This is a genomic window from Kitasatospora sp. NPDC101235 (assembly GCF_044767505.1).
Classification (GTDB): Bacteria; Actinomycetota; Actinomycetes; order Streptomycetales; family Streptomycetaceae; genus Kitasatospora.
Genome location: NZ_JBIWNZ010000003.1, coordinates 406,328 through 423,455, shown reverse-complemented (window position 1 = coordinate 423,455; position 17,128 = coordinate 406,328). Strand labels below are relative to the sequence as shown.

General features: G+C 74.6%; 16 protein-coding genes and 1 tRNA gene. 7 read left to right on the top strand and 10 right to left on the bottom strand.

The features are described from left to right. Nucleotides 1-69: 69 nt before the first annotated feature. Entirely contained in the window at nt 70-1,059 is a 990-nt protein-coding gene (gene rlmB / locus ACIRRH_RS08090) for a 23S rRNA (guanosine(2251)-2'-O)-methyltransferase RlmB (RefSeq protein ID WP_403063324.1), read from the top strand. 283 nt (nt 1,060-1,342) lie between these two features. Beyond that, the gene (locus ACIRRH_RS08085; protein ID WP_403063321.1) at nt 1,343-2,914 is read left to right on the top strand and encodes a DoxX family protein; all 1,572 of its coding nucleotides are present in this window, start codon (nt 1,343-1,345) and stop codon (nt 2,912-2,914) included. 151 nt (nt 2,915-3,065) lie between these two features. On the opposite strand, the gene ACIRRH_RS08080 is transcribed toward ACIRRH_RS08085, so the two are convergent. The 3 genes from ACIRRH_RS08080 to ACIRRH_RS08070 form a co-directional block, all read right to left on the bottom strand. Then, nucleotides 3,066-3,878 (bottom strand): NDP-sugar synthase, encoded by an 813-nt coding sequence (locus ACIRRH_RS08080; RefSeq protein ID WP_403063318.1) that lies wholly within the window; start codon nt 3,876-3,878, stop codon nt 3,066-3,068. A 111-nt stretch (nt 3,879-3,989) separates the two neighbouring features. Further along, on the bottom strand, nt 3,990-4,445 hold the full coding sequence (locus ACIRRH_RS08075; protein ID WP_403063315.1) for a hypothetical protein: 456 nt from the start codon (nt 4,443-4,445) through the stop codon (nt 3,990-3,992). A 165-nt stretch (nt 4,446-4,610) separates the two neighbouring features. Further along, on the bottom strand, nt 4,611-5,702 hold the full coding sequence (locus ACIRRH_RS08070) for an ABC transporter ATP-binding protein (RefSeq protein ID WP_403063312.1): 1,092 nt from the start codon (nt 5,700-5,702) through the stop codon (nt 4,611-4,613). Between the two features lie 283 nt (nt 5,703-5,985). Between ACIRRH_RS08070 and ACIRRH_RS08065 the strand changes: the two genes are divergently transcribed. Further along, nucleotides 5,986-6,059 (top strand) — tRNA-Thr (locus ACIRRH_RS08065). A gap of 62 nt (nt 6,060-6,121) precedes the next feature. Here the strand turns inward: ACIRRH_RS08065 and ACIRRH_RS08060 are convergent. The 6 genes from ACIRRH_RS08060 to ACIRRH_RS08035 form a co-directional block, all read right to left on the bottom strand. Beyond that, nucleotides 6,122-7,327, bottom strand: coding sequence for a sensor histidine kinase (locus ACIRRH_RS08060; RefSeq protein ID WP_403063309.1), 1,206 nt, complete (start codon nt 7,325-7,327; stop codon nt 6,122-6,124). After that, a complete protein-coding gene (locus tag ACIRRH_RS08055) occupies nt 7,324-8,133 on the bottom strand; it encodes a response regulator (RefSeq protein WP_403063306.1) in 810 nt (269 codons plus the stop codon). Before ACIRRH_RS08055 ends, ACIRRH_RS08060 begins: the two co-directional genes overlap by 4 nt. After that, a complete protein-coding gene (locus tag ACIRRH_RS08050) occupies nt 8,130-8,978 on the bottom strand; it encodes a hypothetical protein (RefSeq protein WP_403063303.1) in 849 nt (282 codons plus the stop codon). The genes ACIRRH_RS08055 and ACIRRH_RS08050 overlap by 4 nt, the downstream gene beginning before the upstream one ends. 131 nt (nt 8,979-9,109) lie before the next feature. Next, entirely contained in the window at nt 9,110-9,838 is a 729-nt protein-coding gene (locus tag ACIRRH_RS08045) for a class F sortase (RefSeq protein ID WP_403063300.1), read from the bottom strand. 82 nt (nt 9,839-9,920) lie between these two features. Beyond that, the gene (locus ACIRRH_RS08040) at nt 9,921-10,358 is read right to left on the bottom strand and encodes a hypothetical protein (RefSeq protein ID WP_403063297.1); all 438 of its coding nucleotides are present in this window, start codon (nt 10,356-10,358) and stop codon (nt 9,921-9,923) included. Nucleotides 10,359-10,717: 359 nt separating this feature from the next. Further along, nucleotides 10,718-11,533, bottom strand: a complete 816-nt coding sequence (locus ACIRRH_RS08035) for a hypothetical protein (protein ID WP_403063294.1) — start codon at nt 11,531-11,533, stop codon at nt 10,718-10,720. A gap of 202 nt (nt 11,534-11,735) precedes the next feature. Here ACIRRH_RS08035 and ACIRRH_RS08030 point away from each other — a divergent pair, with 202 nt between their 5' ends. The 3 genes from ACIRRH_RS08030 to ACIRRH_RS08020 all read left to right on the top strand — a co-directional run bounded on the left by ACIRRH_RS08030 (nt 11,736) and on the right by ACIRRH_RS08020 (nt 14,074). Then, a complete protein-coding gene (locus ACIRRH_RS08030; RefSeq protein ID WP_403063291.1) occupies nt 11,736-13,001 on the top strand; it encodes an MFS transporter in 1,266 nt (421 codons plus the stop codon). A 168-nt stretch (nt 13,002-13,169) separates the two neighbouring features. After that, nucleotides 13,170-13,403: a hypothetical protein gene (locus ACIRRH_RS08025; RefSeq protein WP_403063289.1), complete on the top strand. Its 234-nt coding sequence runs from the start codon at nt 13,170-13,172 to the stop codon at nt 13,401-13,403. Between the two features lie 122 nt (nt 13,404-13,525). After that, nucleotides 13,526-14,074, top strand: coding sequence for a methylated-DNA--[protein]-cysteine S-methyltransferase (locus ACIRRH_RS08020; RefSeq protein ID WP_403063287.1), 549 nt, complete (start codon nt 13,526-13,528; stop codon nt 14,072-14,074). Between the two features lie 28 nt (nt 14,075-14,102). On the opposite strand, the gene ACIRRH_RS08015 is transcribed toward ACIRRH_RS08020, so the two are convergent. Further along, on the bottom strand, nt 14,103-15,173 hold the full coding sequence (locus ACIRRH_RS08015; RefSeq protein WP_403063285.1) for an ATP-grasp domain-containing protein: 1,071 nt from the start codon (nt 15,171-15,173) through the stop codon (nt 14,103-14,105). Nucleotides 15,174-15,501: 328 nt separating this feature from the next. Between ACIRRH_RS08015 and ACIRRH_RS08010 the strand changes: the two genes are divergently transcribed. Continuing rightward, on the top strand, nt 15,502-16,920 hold the full coding sequence (locus ACIRRH_RS08010) for a family 2B encapsulin nanocompartment shell protein (protein WP_403063282.1): 1,419 nt from the start codon (nt 15,502-15,504) through the stop codon (nt 16,918-16,920). Nucleotides 16,921-17,128 lie beyond the last annotated feature (208 nt).

Sequence of the window (17,128 nt, the reverse complement as noted above, 5' to 3'; positions counted from 1 at the left end):
GCATGCCGTCGGCCGCCACCGGGCAGACCGGGACGGCCGGGGCATGCCGGACAGACAGGAAGTACAGCCATGGCCGGCAACAGCCAGCGCAGGAACCGCCGCAACCCCGGATCGAAGAAGGGCGCGTCTGTCGGTACCGGCGGGCACAGCCGGAAGGGCCTCCAGGGCAAGGGCCCGACCCCGCCCGGCGAGGCGCGCAAGGGCCACCCCAAGCAGCGGGCCGCCAACGCCGCGATCAAGCGCGAGCGGGACGCCAAGTCGCGGGCCGGCATGCGCCGGGCCGGTGCCGGTCGCGGTGGCCGCGGCGGCGCGGGCAGCGCCGAGCTGGTCTTCGGCCGCAACTCGGTGGTCGAGGCCCTGGTCGGCGACGTGCCGGCCAACGCGCTGTACGTCCAGCAGTTCATCGACACGGACGACCGGGTCCGCGAGGCCTTCCAGGCCGCCAACGACCGTGGCATCCCGCTGATGGAGGCCCCGCGCGCGCAGCTGGACCAGATGACCGGCGGGCTCAACCACCAGGGCCTGGTGCTGCAGGTGCCGCCGTACGAGTACGCGCACCCCGAGGACCTGCTGGAGGAGGCCGCCGACGCCGGCCAGGACGCGCTGATCATCGCGCTGGACGGGGTCACCGACTCGCGCAACCTGGGTGCCGTGGTCCGCTCGGCCGCCGCCTTCGGCGCGCACGGCGTGGTCATCCCCGAGCGCCGCGCGGCCGGCATGACCGCCGGCGCCTGGAAGACCTCCTCCGGCGCCGCGGCCCGGCTGCCCGTCGCCCGGGCCACCAACATGACCCGCGCCCTGGAGGCCTACCAGAAGGCCGGTCTGATGGTGGTCGGCCTGGCCGCCGACGGCGAGGCCGAGATCGGCGACCTGGAGCTGCTGACCGGCCCGGTGGTGATCGTCGCGGGCAGCGAGGGCAAGGGCCTGTCCCGGCTGGTCTCGGAGACCTGCGACATGCGGGTCAGGATCCCGATGTCCGGCCTGACCGAGTCGCTGAACGCCGGTGTCGCGGCGGGCATCGTGCTGTACGAGGCCGCGCGGCTGCGTGCCAAGCGCTGAGCGCTTCGCGCTGAGCACGGCCGAGCGCTGAGCACGGCCGGGACGCGGGACGCAGGCGATCTTCCGAATTCCCCGCAATCCGAGTGAAAGGCGATCGGGCCCGACCGGGCCCGATCGCTTTTTTCATGATCACTTCAAGTGTGCGTCGGACACCCACCCGGGAGAGTGTCCTAAGCGGCCGTCACCCGGTTAGACGGGCGTGGACACCAGAACACCTCGGCGCCCCCTGTTCGGCGACGGCAGCACAGGGATAGACGCGGGCCCCGGCCTCAACACCGTCAAGGTGGAGTCGGACCCTTCGCGGCTCAGCAGCACCCAGGCGAGTTTCCGGCTCCGGCTCGGCGCCCCGATGGCGCCGCTGATCGAGGCCCCGGCCGGACTGCTGTCCACCGGCGCCGCGTTCGGCGACCCGTACGCCAACCAGGGCCTGATCAGCCGTCCGCTGGTCACCCCGCGGGTCGTCGTGCCCGCCCCCGGCGTCCCGGCGCTGGCCGGGGCCGGGGCCGGCGGCGCACCGCGCCGCAAGGGCCGGGTCACCGCCGTCACCTGGACCGGCCAGGCGCCCCCCGGGGACCTCGCGGCCACCCGGCTGCTGGAAGCGGTGCGCCAGGGCGGCACCCCGGCCGGCGGTGTCCGGCTGGTCGAGGCGGACACCCAGGTGCTCCCGTCCCTCGCGGGCGCCCGGGCCCTCCCGCGCCAGCCCCGCGAGGGCACCGGCACCGCCACCGACGCGGGCGTCGGCCCGGTCGGCGAGCCGCACGGCTGGACCCCGAGCGGCGAGCTGCCCGAGGTCTCCGCCGCGGACGCCGCGGGCAGGCAGCCCTGGTACCCGGGCCGCCGGGTCGACCTCGGCCTGGTGCTGCTGCCGCTGCGCGCCGTCCTCGGCTCGCTCTCGGTCTACGCCGGGTTCAGCAAGCTCTGCGATCCGGTGTACTTCGACGGCGGAGAGCGCGGCTCGATGATGCGCTGGCTCTCCTCGCTGCACCCGTGGAAGGTCGCCGAACCGCTGCTGGCCTTCGCCATGGCGCACCCGGTGGGCGCCGGGCTGGTGGTGTCGTTCACCCAGATCGTGGTCGGCGTGCTGACCGTCCTCGGCCTCTGGCAGCGGCTTGCCGCCGGCGCGGCGATGGTGCTCTCCGCCGCGCTGCTGTTCACCGTCAGCTGGCGGGCCGTCCCGGTCTACGACACCCCGGACCTGATCTTCCTCGCGGCGTGGAGCCCGCTGGTGATCGCCGGGGCGCCGTTCGCCTCGCTGGACGGGCGGCTCGGCCTGGAGGCCTGGCGCCGGTTCGGTGCGGACGCGCCCGCCGCGCTGCGCCGCCGGGTGCTGCGCCGCGGCACCGTGGTCACCACGGTCGTGGTCGGCGTGACCCTGCTGCTCGGTTCGATGTTCGGCGCCGCCGTTCGCACCGGCGCCCGGGCGCACCAGGCGCCGGACCGTCCGGCCGGCGACTACGGCACCCCGGTCTGGCCGTCCGGCGGCCCGTCCGGCACCCCCGGCGGCAAGGGCACGTCCACCACGCCCCCGCCCGCCGCCCCGCGCCCGGCCACTCCGACGCCGAGCGCGACCACCCCGCCGCCCACCAAGCCGGCCACCCCGACGCCGAGCGGCAAGGGGCACTCGGGCAGGGCGGAGGCCGGGTCGGGCGCCTCCCCGGCCGCGTCCGCGCCGTCCGGCGGCTCGGGCGGCTCCGCTCCCGCGTCGCGCAGCACCCCGGGCGCCGGCGGCGCGGGGGCCGCGCCCAAGCCCAGCCCGAGCTCCGGCGGGCTGCTCGGCGGGGTGCTGGGCAGCGCGTCGCTGGCCGACCTGTCCGGCGGCGGGGCCTCCCACCCGGGGGCGCCGACCGCGACCTGAGAACCCCGGTGACGCCGGTCGGCCGGGTGCTCCGTGGGGGAGCACCCGGCCGACGGCCTGTCCGCGTGCGGTTGTCCGGGTTTTCGCTTGTCCGGGGCTTTCGGTTGTTCGTGGCGCCGGTTACCGGGGTGCCGGTTGTTCGTGGTGCCGGTTACCGGGGCGCCCGGCCGGCGCCGGAGGCGAGTTCCTTGGCCGCTTCGGTGAGGTCCTTGGCGGTGTCGATGGCCCGCCAGTACACACCCTGCGGCAGCTGGTAGCCCGCCAGCCGCTTGCCGCGGGCGAGCTGGGGGAAGGTGGTGCGCTCGTGGTCGCCCACGTCCGGCAGCAGCTCGGCGAACTCCGGGCTGAACACGTACAGGCCGGCGTTGATCAGGAAGGGCGAGGGCGGGGCCTCGATGAAGTCCAGCACGTTGCCGAACTGGTCGGTCTCCACCGCGCCCCAGGGGATCCGCGGCCGGGCCAGCGCGAGCGTCGCGACGGCGTCCCGCTCGTGGTGGAAGGCGGCCATGTCGCGCAGACTGAAGCGGGTCCAGATGTCGCCGTTGGTGGCGTACCAGGGCTCGTCCGGGCGGGGCAGCGCCTTGGCCGCGTGCTTGAGGCCGCCGCCGCGCCCGAGCGGCTCCGCCTCGATCACCGTGCGCACCCGCAGCGGCAGGTCCGTCCTGTCCAGCCACTCCTCCAGCACGTCGGCGAGGTGCCCGCAGGAGACGACGACGTCGGTGACGCCCTCCTCGGCCAGCCAGGCCAGCTGGTGGCCGAGGATCGGCGTGCCCGTCCCGGGGATCTCGACCAGCGGCTTCGGGCGGTCGTCCGTGTAGGGGCGCAGCCGGGAGCCCTGGCCGCCGGCCAGGATGACGGCCTGCGTGACGGCCTGGGCGACGGGCGTCGTGGCCGGCCGCGGCGGACGGGACTGGGGGAGCGAGGCGGACGGGAGGCCGGCGTCGGGGCCGGAGTCAGCGGTCATGGCTGAACAATAAGGCGGCGGACGGGAGGCGTCCGCCGCCTTGGGAGACTTGGGCCCTTGGCTTGCTCGGCTTCCTCGGGTCCGTCGGCTGTCTCGGCTTCCTCGGCCTGGTCAGCCGACGACGCCGGCCGCGAACGAGCCGTCGCAGACCGGACGGGCGAAGGAACGGGCCCGCTGGACGTCGCCCTGGTACTTGCGCACCGCCGCCTTGCCCAACTCGCCGGCGAGCGAGGTGCAGTAGGGCGTCAGCGAGGGCTGCTCGCGCATCGACCGCTCCAGCAGGTCCAGCGCGGCGGAAGGGTTCTTCGCGCGCAGCTCGTCCAGCAGCACCACCCGCAGCGACTCCTGCGGGGCGAGCCCGTCCGCGGGCTTGGCCGCGGTGCCGGCCGCGTTGTTGGAGCGCCCGATCCCGGCGCCGTCGCCGCTGGACGCCGCCACGACCTGCTGGTCGAGCCCGGTCGGCGGGGCCCACGGGACCCGGGTCACGGCGAGGGTGCCGGTGGTCACCAGGACGACCGGCAGGGTCAGGGCGACGGTCTGGCCGATACGGCGCACAAGCTGCTTCACCCTCAGGAGAGTAGCGGTGAGTGCGGGCGGGATCGCCCTCCGTTACACCATCGAGTGACACGGTGTCCGGGTTCGTCCCCGCGCCGTGTTGACGCGGGGGTGTACGGACGGAGCCCGCCGGACCGCGAGGGTCCGACGGGCTCCAGGGTGTGGCGCAGGGTTGCGTCAGTTGCTCAGGCGCAGGCCGGAGCTGGTGGAGAAGACGTGGGTCTCGTTGGCGATCGGCACGACGTGGATGGTCTCGCCGCGGGCCGGGATCTGGCGGCCGGGCACGCGGACGACCAGCTCGTGGTCCTTGCCGCCGATCTGGCTGGTGCCGTAGACGAAGCCGTCCGAGCCGAGCTCCTCGACCACGTTGACGGTCACCGCGACGCCCTCGATGCCGCCCGACGGGACGACCTCGAAGTGCTCGGGGCGGATGCCGACGGTCACCGTCTTGTCGGTGCCGGCGCCGGCCAGGTCCTCGCGGGAGATGTTGACGACCGAGCCGCCGAACTTCACGCCGCCGTCCACCAGCGGCACCTCGACCAGGTTCATGGCCGGCGAGCCGATGAAGCCGGCCACGAAGAGGTTGGCGGGCTTGTCGTACATGGTGCGCGGGGTGTCGACCTGCTGGAGCAGACCGTCCTTGAGCACCGCGACCCGGTCGCCCATGGTGAGCGCCTCGGTCTGGTCGTGGGTGACGTACACCGTGGTGATGCCCAGGCGGCGCTGGAGGCCGGCGATCTGGGTACGGGTCGAGACGCGGAGCTTGGCGTCCAGGTTCGACAGCGGCTCGTCCATCAGGAAGACCTGCGGCTGGCGGACGATCGCGCGGCCCATCGCGACGCGCTGGCGCTGACCGCCGGAGAGCGCCTTCGGCTTGCGGTCCAGCAGCGTGGTGAGGTCGAGGATCTTCGCGGCCTCCTCGACCTTGGTGCGGATCTCCGCCTTGTTCACGCCGGCGATCCTGAGCGCGAAGCCCATGTTGTCGGCGACGGTCATGTGCGGGTAGAGCGCGTAGTTCTGGAACACCATGGCGATGTCCCGGTCCTTCGGCGGCAGGTGGGTGACGTCGCGGTCGCCGATCCGGATCGCACCGGTGTTGACGTCCTCCAGACCGGCCAGCATGCGCAGGCTGGTCGACTTGCCGCAGCCCGAGGGGCCGACCAGCACGAGGAACTCGCCGTCCGCGATCTCCAGGTCCAGCGCGTCCACCGAGGGCTTGTCCGCCCCGGGGTAGACGCGGGTCGCCTTGTCGTACGTGACAGAAGCCATGGTCGTTGTTCTCCTTCACCGGCAGGAACGTGCCGGACGATCCGAGTAAAGGGGGTCTGTTGTGCTCCGCCGACCCGCCAGTGGTCTGAACCACTGCACGAACCGACTCCCGGCGACGCTACCTGCGCATCCGCCGCTTGTCAGCCCCCACCCGACCCGATTTCGGCATCGGTTCCATCACGCCCACCCATCCCACCAACCCCCGGATATCCCCCCATCCCGTCACCCGGGCCCGGTAGACTGCCCTCCGGTGCCGCCGTGATTCATCGCGGACGGCCACCGTGCCTCCTTAGCTCAGCTGGCCAGAGCACCGCTCTTGTAAAGCGGGGGTCGTCGGTTCGAACCCGACAGGGGGCTCAGCGCAGGTGGGAAGGGCCGGTCCGACGGGTGTCGGGCCGGCCCTTCCCTGTTGGTCGGGGTCAGTCCGACGGCAGGACGAGGGTGGCCAGCGCGCCGCCGTCGGGGTGGTTGGCGAAGGTCAGGGTGGCGCCGATGACGCGGGCGTGGCCGGTGGCGATGGTGAGGCCGAGGCCGTGGCCGCGGCCGCGTTCGGGGGCGTTGGTGCGGAAGCGCTGCGGGCCGTGCCGGAGGAGGTCCTCGGGGTAGCCGGGGCCGTGGTCACGGACGGTGATCCGCAGGCCGTCGACGTGAAGGTGGACCGGGCCGGCGCCGTGGCGGTGGGCGTTGAGGATCAGGTTCCCGAGGATGCGGTCCAGCCGGCGCAGGTCGGTGCGGACCTGCCGGTCGGCGGTGATGTCGACGGTGACGTCCAGGCCGGTGAGGGAGACGGTGCGGCGTGCCGCGCGCTCCAGCGGGACGGCGGACAGGTCGGGGGACTCGGCGTCCGCGTCCAGGCGGGAGACCTCCAGCAGGTCCTCGACCAGGCCGCGCAGCGCCTGGACCCGGTTCTGTACGAGCTGGGTGGGGCGCCCGGGCGGCAGCAGCTCGGCGGCGGTGACCAGCCCGGTGAGCGGGGTGCGCAGCTCGTGGGCGACGTCCGCGGTGAAGCGCTGTTCGTCCTCCAGCCGCCGGTGCAGGGTGCGGGACATCAGGTCGACGGCGGCGGCGAGGTCGGCCACCTCGTCCTTGCCGTCGACGAGTTCGCCGATCCGGGTGTCCGTCCCGCCGGCCGCGATGCCCCGGGCGGCGGTGGCCGCGGTGCGCAGCCGGCGGCTGATCCGGTCGGCGACGAGCACGCCGGCCAGCACGGTGGTGAAGACCGCGGCGACGACGGTGAGCAGGATGATTTGGTCCAGGTCGGCGATGGCCTGCCGGTCCTGGGCGAAGTCGACCCGGACGGACAGCACCCCGTCCTGCACCGGGCCGGCCGCCCACATCGACTCGCCGGTGCCGTCGGCGGCGAGCAGCGAGCCGTGCCGGCCGCCGTCGACGAGGGCGCGCAGCCGGCCGGGCAGGGCCGGGTCGTTCACGGTCGCGCCCCGGCCGGTCGGCGGGCCGTCGCGGCCGTAGTCGGCCAGTGCGGAGTCGAGGGCGGTGAGCGCGGAGGAACGGGCCTGGTCGACGTGCTGACGGATCATCGCCTGGTGGACCAGCAGGCCGACGGCCACCGCGACCAGGACGGCGATGGTGGCGACGGCGGTGGCGATCTGGCGGCGCAGGGTCATGCCGGGCGCCGCAGCTTGTAGCCGAACCCGCGGACGGTCTCGATCCGGCCGGAGCCGATCTTGGCGCGCAGCCGCTGCACGTGGACGTCCACGACCCGGGTGTCGGCGCCCCACTCGTAGTCCCAGACGCGTTCGAGCAGGGTGGAGCGCTCCAGCACGATCCCGGGCGCGGCGGTGAACTCCAGCAGCAGCCGCAGTTCGGTGGGGGTGAGCGGGACGAGGCGGCCGTCCACCCGGACCTCCATGCTGTCGGTGTCCACCTGGAGGCCGTCGAAGCTGCGCACGGCGACGGGGGAGGCGGGCGAGGAAGGAGGGGAGGAGGGGACGGCGGGGGAGGAAGGGATGGCCGGGGAAGCCGACGGGGCCCCCGGCGGCAGTGGGGAGTCGACCGCAGGGGTGACCCGGATACGGCGCAGCACCGTACGGATCCGGGCGACCAGGACGGCGCTCTCGAAGGGCTTGACCACGTAGTCGTCCGCCCCGGCCTCCAGCCCGGAGACCACGTCCACCGGGTCGGTCCGGGCGGACATCATCAGGATCGGCAGCTGGCTCTCCTCCCGGATCCGGCGGCAGAGGCCGACCCCGTCGAGCAGCGGCAGCATGACGTCCAGCAGGAGCAGGTCGGGCCGGACGGCGTGGAAGGCCTCCAGTCCCTCCAGGCCGTCGGCCGCGGTGGTGACCGGGAAGCCGTAGCGCTCCAGGGCCATCCGGGTGGCCTCGCGGATCACCTCGTCGTCCTCGACCAGCAGGATGTGCGGGTGGGCGGGAGTGGCGCCGGGGGCGGCGGGGGTGCCTGCGGGGGTCATCGCTTCGCTTCCGGGAGCACGACGGGGGCGGTGGGCTCGGAGGACGGCCGGACGGGGCGCGGGGCCGGCGGGACGACGGCATCGGGGGCCGCCTTCTTCGGCGCGGACGGGGTGGGGCGTGCCGCCGGCGGGACGGGCTCGGCCGCGGTGGCGGCCGGCCGGCCGGTGTCCGTGCCGGTGGGCGGGAGCACGCCGACGCCTCTGTCCAGGCGCTCCTTCAGGGCGAGCCTGGTCCCGTCCCACTGGTAGTGACTGCTGGTCAGGACGTAGACACTGGTCGGCTCGTACAGCCACAGGTCGGTGTCGATGGTCGCGGCGGTGAAGGTCGGCTGGACCTGCACCCGGAGGACGGGCAGCAGACGGTCCTCGACGAGTGTGTAGACGTGCAGCACGACCGGTCCGGGGGTGGTGACGACGGTGATCAGCTCGGGCTGTCCGTCCCCGGTGAGGTCGCGGAACTCGGGGGCGCGGACCTCACACCCGGCGCAGGAGCCGAGCGCCTGGCGCTCCTCCGGGCTCACCTTCGGATCCTTGGCGAGGACGGTGCGGACGTCGACCGCGGTGATGTCGCGCCCGGGGACGGTCAGGTCCGGTACGGGCTGCGGCGGCTCCTGGGTGACGCCGGCCGCGGGCGTGGCCGGCGGCGGGGAGGTGGGCAACTGCGGCCAGAGCGCCCGGGTCGCCGGCGGCGGCGTGACGGCCTGGGCCGGGCCCCGGTCGCTCAGGCCGCCGGGAGTGGCCCGGCCGAAGGCGAGGGCGGCGAGGGCGAGGACGACGACCAGGCCGGCCAGGGTGGCCACCGGGACGGCGCCGGGCCGGCGGCGGGGTGCTGGTGTTGCTGCCACGGTCGGTGCTCGTCCTCCTGGTCTGCGGCGACGCCGGGGTTCGTCGCTCCCGTCACGGCCCCGGGTGGTAGGTCGCGCGGACGGCGGTCGATGGTTCCGCGACGGCACTCCGTACGGCCGGTACCGGGTCGTCAGGCCAGGTCCGCCAGCACGATGATGTTGTCCGTCCAGTGGCCGTCCGAGCCGATCCGCCCGCCGCAGGTGATCAGCCGGAGCGCGGGCGCGGGCGTGTCGCCGTACACCTGCTCGGTCGGGAAGCGGTCCTTGGCGGCCTGGAGCAGCGTGCGGACCTTGAAGTCCACGGTGCTGCCGTCCGCGCGCCGGATCCGGATCAGCTCGCCGGGCCGCAGTTTCGGCAGCTGCTTGAAGACCGCCGGGCCGTGCACGGTGTCGTAGTGCCCGATGAGCACGGCGGGGCCGGGCTCGCCGGGGGTGGGGCCGTTGCGGTACCAGCCGACCTCGTCGCCCCGGTCGGCCGGCGGCACCTCGACCGTGCCGTCGGCGTTCAGGCCGAGGTCGGCCACCAGTGCGTCCACCCCGACGGAGGGGACCAGCAGGCGGGTCGGCGGCGAGGGCGCGAACGGCTTGGCGGCGGCGGGAGCGGTGGGCGCGCTGGGCTCGGTGCCGGTCGTGCCCGGGGCCGCCGCGGGGACGTCGGCGCCGGCGCCGTGCCCGGAGGTCTCGACCCGCACCACCGGGGTCTCACGGCCGGACAGCGCGAGTGAGGTGCCGAGCACCAGGCAGAGCAGGCCCGCGGTGCCGAAGGCGGTGCGGCGCAGGGGGCCCGGCCCGGGCCGGGCGGCGCGTCGGCGCCCCCGCCGGTGTCCCTTGGCGCGTCGGCGGCTGCCGGTCCCCGCCACCGGGGCGGCCCCGGCGCCGCTTCCCCGACTGGCCGGGTACGGGGAAGCGGCGCCGGGGTGCCCGGCGGACTCGGGACCGGTGTCAGCCGCGCGCACCGGAACGGCGGCGCAGGACGGCGAAGCCCAGGGCCGCGGCGCCGACGGCCGCGACGGTGCCGCCACCGGCGAGCATCAGGCCCGAACCTTCGGAGGCGGCGGAGCCGTCACCGGCCTGCGCGGCGCCCTTGGGCACCTCGCGGACCTGGGGCTGGCCGGCGGGGGCGACCGGGGCCGGCGTGACGGCGCCCTTCGGGGCGGGCGCGGCCGGCGCGGGTTCGGCCTTCGGGGGGACCGGGACGGCGGTCTTCGCCGCCGCGTCGCTGCCCGGGGTCGCGTGGGTGGGGGCGGTCGCTACGGGCTTCGGTGCGCTGTCGGCCCAGGCCTGTCCGCCCGTGACGGTGGCCAGCAGTGCGGCGCCGGTCAGGGCACAGGCCGCCAGGACGCGGCGGGCGGGCGAGTGGTGGGTGCGGCTCCTGCTCATACGGGGTGTCTCCCTCTGCATCGGTCGGTGCGTGGTGGCTGCCGGTCCGCGGTGCGGTTCGCGGGACCCGGCGTGCCGGTGTCGCGGGACGTCCGTCGTCGGCGCCGGACGCGTACGTCCTCGTCGCGGACGCCCTCCGGCCGGTTCGGCCGGGGCGTCGTGGATGACGGTAGGAGCGTCGTGTCGCGGTCCTCGGCCGGTCGTGTCACGGCCGCCCATCGGCTGCGTAACGGCGCGTCGGAGCCCTCCGCGGCTCGGCCGGCGGCCACTGCTCGACGCCCTCCCGCCCCGGCTGCCCGCCCTGCCCTCCCGCCCCGCCTGCCCGCCCCGCCCTCCCGCTCGGCGCCTTCCGTTCCGTCCTACCGCCCCGCCCGCAGCCGGCGGAGTGTCCAGCCCGGGCCGAGCGGCCGGGTGTGGGCCGTGAAGAGTTCGGCGGCGCGGCGGTAGGAGAGGCGGGCGTGGCCGGTGTACGGGCAGTGGTCGCGGGCGGGGGTGCCGGTGGGGGCGCGGCGGTCGGTGAGGAAGAGCGGGCCGGTGGCGCGGCCGGCCACCAGGAGGGGGAGCAGTCGGGCGGTGCCGGACTGCCAGTGCACGGGGGCGCGGTCCGGGTGGGGGAGGGTGCGGCGGCGGGGCAGGTCGAGGTGGTCGGTGTCCAGGGCGAGGACGGTCTCGATCGCGGCGCCGGACTCGTGCAGCAGGTGCCAGAGCGCCTGCTCGCGCAGCGGCGCGCGGAGGGCGAACAGGGCGCGCAGCTCCTCGGGGGTCAGGGGGCCCGGTGCCGCGGCCGGGTCGGGCAGCGGGCGGGGACGCAGGCCGGCGGTCGGGTCGCCGTCGATCCAGCCCCGGGCCCGCCACCAGGCCACGGCCGCGCGCAGGGTGGAGAGCTCCCGGTTGAGGGTGCGCGGGTCGGTGTCGGCTCTGCGCCGGGCGACCGCGGCGCGGAGCCGCTCGGCGGCGTCCGGCTGGTCGAGCAGCGCGAGCGGCAGGAGGGGCGGCCGGGCCCGCCGCCGTTCGGGGCCGGTGGGGGCGGGGCGGTCGGCGAGGGCCCAGGCCCAGGTGTCCAGCGCGATCCGGTAGATCCGCCGGGAGCCGTCGGCGAGCCCGGAGGCGGCCAGGTAGCGCTCGACGGCGACGGCGTACTCGACCGGCGGGAGTCCTGCTGCAGTTTCTTTCACGACCGCCCTCTTTCGCAGTAAATCAATCCCCTCAAGCCGTTCGAACCCTAGCCGCAATTCGCAGTAAATGGCAGGTGGGAAGCCATAGTGACTGACATTTACTGCGGCAGATGGATGGCCGCAGGAAATTGACCCCAAAAGGCTCAACTTTTTCTCCGCAATCCCTTGAACCGCTCCCCGTCGGACCGCAGACTTGCTGCACATGGCAGTGCAGACCGAACGGATCCCGGCCCGCAGAAGGCGTCTGGGAGACCGTCTCGCCGTGCTCGGCGAGCGCGAGTTCACGTGGTTCTTCATCGGGTACACGACCTCCCTCGTGGGCTCCTCGATGGCGCCGGTCGCGGTCGCCTTCGCGGTGCTCGACGGCGGGGGCGGCGGCAGCGACGTGGGGTGGGTGATGGCGGCCCGGATCCTCCCGGTGGTGCTGGTGCTGCCGGCCGGCGGGGTGATCGCCGACCGGCTCGGCAGCCGTCGGGTGATGCTGGGCTCGGACCTGTTGCGCGGCCTGGTCCAGGCACTGTTCGCCGGGCTGCTGGCGGTCGGGCACGCGCCGGTCTGGGCGATGGTCGCGCTGGTGGCGGCCTGGGGGATCGGCGAGGGGCTGTTCATGCTGGCCTTCGGCGCGGTCGTGCCCGACCTGGTGCGCCGCAAGGAACTGATGGCGGACGCCAACACCCTGCTGGGGCTGGGCCGTTCGGTGTCCAGCGTGGTCGGCCCAGCCACCGCGGGCCTGGTGACCGCCGCCTGGGGCCCGGCGACGGTGCTGTTGGCCGACGCGGTCACGTACGGCGTCGGCGCCTTCGCGCTGGCCATGCTGCGACTGCCGGTGCGGGCGGCGGTCGGCGGGGAGTCGATGATTCGGGACGTCCGGGCCGGCTGGTCGGAGTTCGCCTCCCGCCCGTGGCTGTGGATCACCACCGTGCAGATGGGCCTGTTCAACCTGCTGGTCTGGGCCCCCTTCCTGGTGCTCGGCCCGCTGCTCGCGCAGCAGGACCTCGGCGGCGCCCGTGCCTGGGGCCTGGTGATGGGCGGCTACGGCGCCGGCGCGGTGCTGGGAGGCCTGCTGATGCTCGGCCGGGCGCCCGCCCGTCCGCTCGCGGTGGCGTCGGTGGCGGCGCTGGGCTGGGCGCTGCCCTCCGGGGCGCTCGCGGCCGGGGCGGGGCTGCCCTGGGTGGCCGCCGGCGCGCTGGTGGCCGGGGTCGGCTCGGCGGTCTGCGGGACGCTCTACAGCACCACCACGCAGAAGTGGGTGCCGGTGGAGCTGCTCGGTCGGATGACGGCGTTCGGCGTGCTGGGTTCCTTCGCCCTCGGCCCGCTCGGGCTGGCGGCGGCCGGTCCGCTGGCGGACCGGTTCGGGGCGGGCGCCGTGCTGCTGGTCGGGGCGGTCTGGCAACTGGTTGCCGGGGCCGTAGTGTTGGCCGTACCGGCGGTGCGGAACCGCCGCTGGGAGGAGGGCCCGGACAGCTGACCAACCCCTCGGACGGCTTCGGGGCGCACCCCCGGCCCACCGCGCACCGCGCCCGGCCGGCCCCGGAGCGCGACCGGCTGCCCCTCCCGCGCACGTACGCCTCCGCGACGGGCGGGGCGGCCGACCCGGTCGTACCGTGGAGGGCGGGGGTGACGGAGGAGGTCGATCATGCCCGGCTCGCTCACCATCAGCCATCACGAGTCCGCGGTCACCCTGGACCACACGGACGCGGAGCGGCTCGCCACCGTGCTGGCGGAACTGGCGTACCTGCTGGAGATCCCGGGACCGAACCGGATCAACGACGAACAGCTCACCGTGCTGTGCGAGGGCCGCGCCCCGGACCGTGCCGAGCTGGTGCACTGGTGCGCGTCGAACGCCCGCGGGCTCAAGGGGCAGCTCTGACCGGAGTGACCGCAGCCGCCCGTGCCGTCGGCGGCCCGCCGTACCATGGCGCACGGGGCGGGGACGCCTCCCGGGCGCCGGGTGGTCGGCGGGCCGGTCCGGTGGAGGGTGGGGGCCCGAGCGTGCCGCAGTCCTGGTCGATGTCCTGGCTGACCGTGCCCACGCCGCTGCCCAGCGGGCCGATGCGCATCGCGGTGACCCCGCTCGGCGTGGCGTCGGCCGGTTACGGCGGGCCGAGCGGGGGCGAAGTGCCGCCCTGCACCGACGAGTCGAAGATCGCCGCCGTCACCGAGCGGATCGGCGCCTACCTGGCGGGCCGCACCCGCGAGCTGGGCCTGCCGATCGACTGGAGCCTGAGTTCCGGCCCGCACCGCGCGGTGCTGCAGACGCTCTGGCGCGAGGTGCCGTACGGCCGGACCATCACCTACGGCGAACTGGCCGCCCGCAGCGGGGTGTTCGAGGACGTCGCGGAGCCCGGCCTGGCCGCCCGCACGGTCGGGCAGATGATGGCCGCCAACCCCGTCCCCCTGCTGGTGCCCTGCCACCGGGTGGTGGCGGCGGACGGGATCGGCGGCTTCGGCGGCGGCCGGGTCGGGATCGAGGTGAAGCGCTGGCTCCTCACCCTGGAGGGCGTGCTGGAGCCGACCCTCGACTGGAACGGCCCGCTGTAGCGGCGGGGTTGCCGCTCGCGTCGGTCCGTCACACCCGGGCCCGGACCGGCGACGCCCCTCGCGGCGCGCGGTGCGGCAGGACCGGCTGGATGCCGGGCACCAGCGTGTACTCGATGCCGCGCACGTCCGGTTCCGTCCCCGCGGGCTCCGGCGGCTCCCCGAGTGCCAGTCGCACCGCGTCCCACGGCAGGTTGAGGCCGCACAGCCGCAGCTGGTGGAGCCCGGCGGCGGGGCGGGTGTTGACGTCGATGACCACCGGCCGGCCGTCGAAGCTGCGGAACTGCACGTTGGACAGGTACGCCATTCCGGTCGCCCGGACCAGCCGCCGGACGGGCTCCAGGTAGCGCTCCTCGGTGGTGAAGCCCCGGCGGCGGCCCTCCTTGGTGCGTCCGACCGCGGTGAGCGGGTCACCGTCCCGGTCGGCCAGGCAGTCCACCGAGACCTCCGGTCCGTCCAGGTACGGCATCACCAGCAGGTCCACCGGCTCGCCGTCCGGGCTGCCCCCGGCCAGTGCCGCGGCCACCTGCTCGACCTGCACCCGGTGGTCCCAGCCGGCCAGCCGCCGTGCGCCGTACGGCTCCCGGGTGAGCACCCGGAAGCCCGCGCCGCCGGTGCCGGCGGTGGGTTTGAGGCAGGCGGTGTGCCCGGTGCCCTCGATCCGCTCGACGGCGCCCCACAGCTCGTCGGGGGTGCGCACCCGCCACCAGGGCGGGGTGGGCAGTCCGGCCCCGGCGATGGCCGCGTAGCCGTCGGCCTTGCTGGTGAAGGCCGCTATCGCGGTGGCGGGCGGGCAGAGCAGCTCGGTGCCGATCGCCTCGAACTCCGGCCGGGCGAGGGCGATGGCGAGCTGGTGCAGCTGCGGGACGAAGACGTCGATGGCGTGCCGGGCGCAGTAGTCCAGGGCGTAGCCGACGTAGCCGTCCGCGGCCAGGTCGGCGGGCTCCGGGGTGCCGTGGTCGGCTGCGGCGAGCACGGGGGAGTCCGGGTCGCCGTGGGTCGCGTGGACCACCACCGGGCGCGGGGCGGCGCGCAGTTGCTCGATGAAGAAGACGTTCTCGGCGTAGGTGCGGTTCAGCCAGACGCGTACGGGTGCACTCATGTGACCGCTCCCAGCAGAGAGTTGACGAAAGGTCAGGGCACCCTGGCGGCCTGTTCGAACGGCTCGGACGGCGGGGCGCCGGGTGCGGGTCGAGCCGAGGGGGTGCGGGCCGGGGCGCGGATGGGGGAGGATGGGTCGCGGCACTCCGATTTTGTTCGAATGAATAGTCGAACAGATATCGATCAGGTGATCTATTCGTACTATTTGTTCGGCCATTCCGAACCACTCGAACGAGTGATTGCGGGGCGCCATCGAATGGGCCCACGATGAAGCTGCAACACGCATGTGCAAGGCGACACTTCATCGGGATATGCGAAGGGCTCCCCTCATGTCGACCGAAACCAATGCTGGTATTCCTGCGCCTGGTGCGCGATCGGAGATCCGGCAGCAGCAGAGTCTGAGCACGGCGGGCGCGCGGAACCTCGCGACGACCACGAAGTCCGCTCCGCAGATGCAGGGCATCAGCCCGCGCTGGCTGCTCAGGAAGCTGCCCTGGGTGCAGGTGTCCGGCGGCACCTATCGGGTCAACCGCCGCCTGCGCTACTCGGTCGGCCGCGGCCGGGTGAGTTTCGTCAAGACCGGCACCGAGGTGCGGATCGTCCCGCCCACCCTGGCCGAGGTGCCGGCGCTGCGCGGTTTCCAGGACGAGGCCGTGCTGGAGGAGCTGGCCTCGCGCTTCGTGCAGCGGGACTTCCACGCGGGCGACGTCCTGGTCCGCGCCGGGGCGCCGATCACCGAGGTCTTCCTGATCGCGCACGGCAAGCTCGACCGGCTGGGCACCGGCAAGTACGGCGAGGAGACGGTGCTCGGCTCGCTCGCGGACGGCGACCCCATCGGCGACGAGGCGATCCGGCAGGACGGCGGCGACTGGCCGTACACCGTCCGCGCCGCGACCTCCGGCACCGTGCTGACGCTGTCCTGGCCCTCCTTCCAGGAGCTGCACGACCGCTCCGAGGCGCTCCAGCTCCAGGTCATCGAGTACCTGAACGGCTTCCAGCAGGCGCAGAACAAGCACGGCGAGGCGGAGATCGACCTCTCGGCCGGCCACCGGGGCGAGTACGAGCTGCCCGGCGCCTTCGTGGACTACGAGCTGAGGCCGCGCGAGTACGAGCTGAGCGTCGCGCAGACCATCCTCAAGGTGCACACCCGGGTCGCCGACCTCTACAACCAGCCGATGAACCAGACCGAGCACCAGCTCCGGCTCACCATCGAGGCCCTGCGCGAGCGGCAGGAGCACGAGCTCGTCAACAACCCGGAGTTCGGCCTGCTCAGCAACGCCGCGTACGAGCAGCGGTTCCAGACCCACTCCGGCCCGCCCACCCCGGACGACATGGACGAGCTGCTCAGCCGCCGTCGCGGCACCAGGATGTTCCTGGCCCACCCCAGGGCCATCGCCGCCTTCGGCCGGGAGCTCAACAAGCGCGGCCTCTACCCGGGGACGGTCGAGGTCGAGGGCAAGCAGATCCTGTCCTGGCGCGGGGTTCCGGTCTTCCCGTGCAACAAGATCCCGATCGTCGGGAGCACCAGCTCGATCATCGCGATGCGAATCGGCGAGGACAACCAGGGCGTCATCGGTCTGCACCAGACCGGAATTCCGGACGAATACCAGCCGAGCCTGTCGGTGCGGTTCATGGGAATCGACGACAAGGCCATCATTTCCTACCTGGTGAGCGCCTACTACTCCGCCGCGATCCTGGTGCCGGACGCGGTCGGCGTCCTGGAGAACGTGGACATCGCGCAGTACTGACGGTGCGCGGGGCCGGTCGCAGAGCCGTGGGGGGCGGGCGGGGGGGGCCCCCCCCCCCCCCCCCCCCCCCCCCCCCCCCCCCCCGCCGGCCCCCCCCCCCCCCCCCCCCCCCCGGGGGCCCCCCCCCCCGGGGGGGGGGGGGGCCCCCCCCCCCACGGCTCTTCGAGGCCCACCATGCGGTCACTGCGGCCCAGCACCCTCCCGGGAT

What these genes read in the sequence shown, in the direction of transcription:
- ACIRRH_RS08010 (WP_403063282.1), top strand. Translation starts at nt 15,502, where the DNA reads ATGTCGACCGAAACCAATGCTGGTATTCCTGCGCCTGGTGCGCGATCG.
- ACIRRH_RS08015 (WP_403063285.1), bottom strand. Translation starts at nt 15,173, where the DNA reads ATGAGTGCACCCGTACGCGTCTGGCTGAACCGCACCTACGCCGAGAAC.
- ACIRRH_RS08030 (WP_403063291.1), top strand. Translation starts at nt 11,736, where the DNA reads ATGGCAGTGCAGACCGAACGGATCCCGGCCCGCAGAAGGCGTCTGGGA.
- ACIRRH_RS08025 (WP_403063289.1), top strand. Translation starts at nt 13,170, where the DNA reads ATGCCCGGCTCGCTCACCATCAGCCATCACGAGTCCGCGGTCACCCTG.
- ACIRRH_RS08080 (WP_403063318.1), bottom strand. Translation starts at nt 3,878, where the DNA reads ATGACCGCTGACTCCGGCCCCGACGCCGGCCTCCCGTCCGCCTCGCTC.
- rlmB (WP_403063324.1), top strand. Translation starts at nt 70, where the DNA reads ATGGCCGGCAACAGCCAGCGCAGGAACCGCCGCAACCCCGGATCGAAG.
- ACIRRH_RS08060 (WP_403063309.1), bottom strand. Translation starts at nt 7,327, where the DNA reads ATGACCCTGCGCCGCCAGATCGCCACCGCCGTCGCCACCATCGCCGTC.
- ACIRRH_RS08070 (WP_403063312.1), bottom strand. Translation starts at nt 5,702, where the DNA reads ATGGCTTCTGTCACGTACGACAAGGCGACCCGCGTCTACCCCGGGGCG.
- ACIRRH_RS08055 (WP_403063306.1), bottom strand. Translation starts at nt 8,133, where the DNA reads ATGACCCCCGCAGGCACCCCCGCCGCCCCCGGCGCCACTCCCGCCCAC.
- ACIRRH_RS08040 (WP_403063297.1), bottom strand. Translation starts at nt 10,358, where the DNA reads ATGAGCAGGAGCCGCACCCACCACTCGCCCGCCCGCCGCGTCCTGGCG.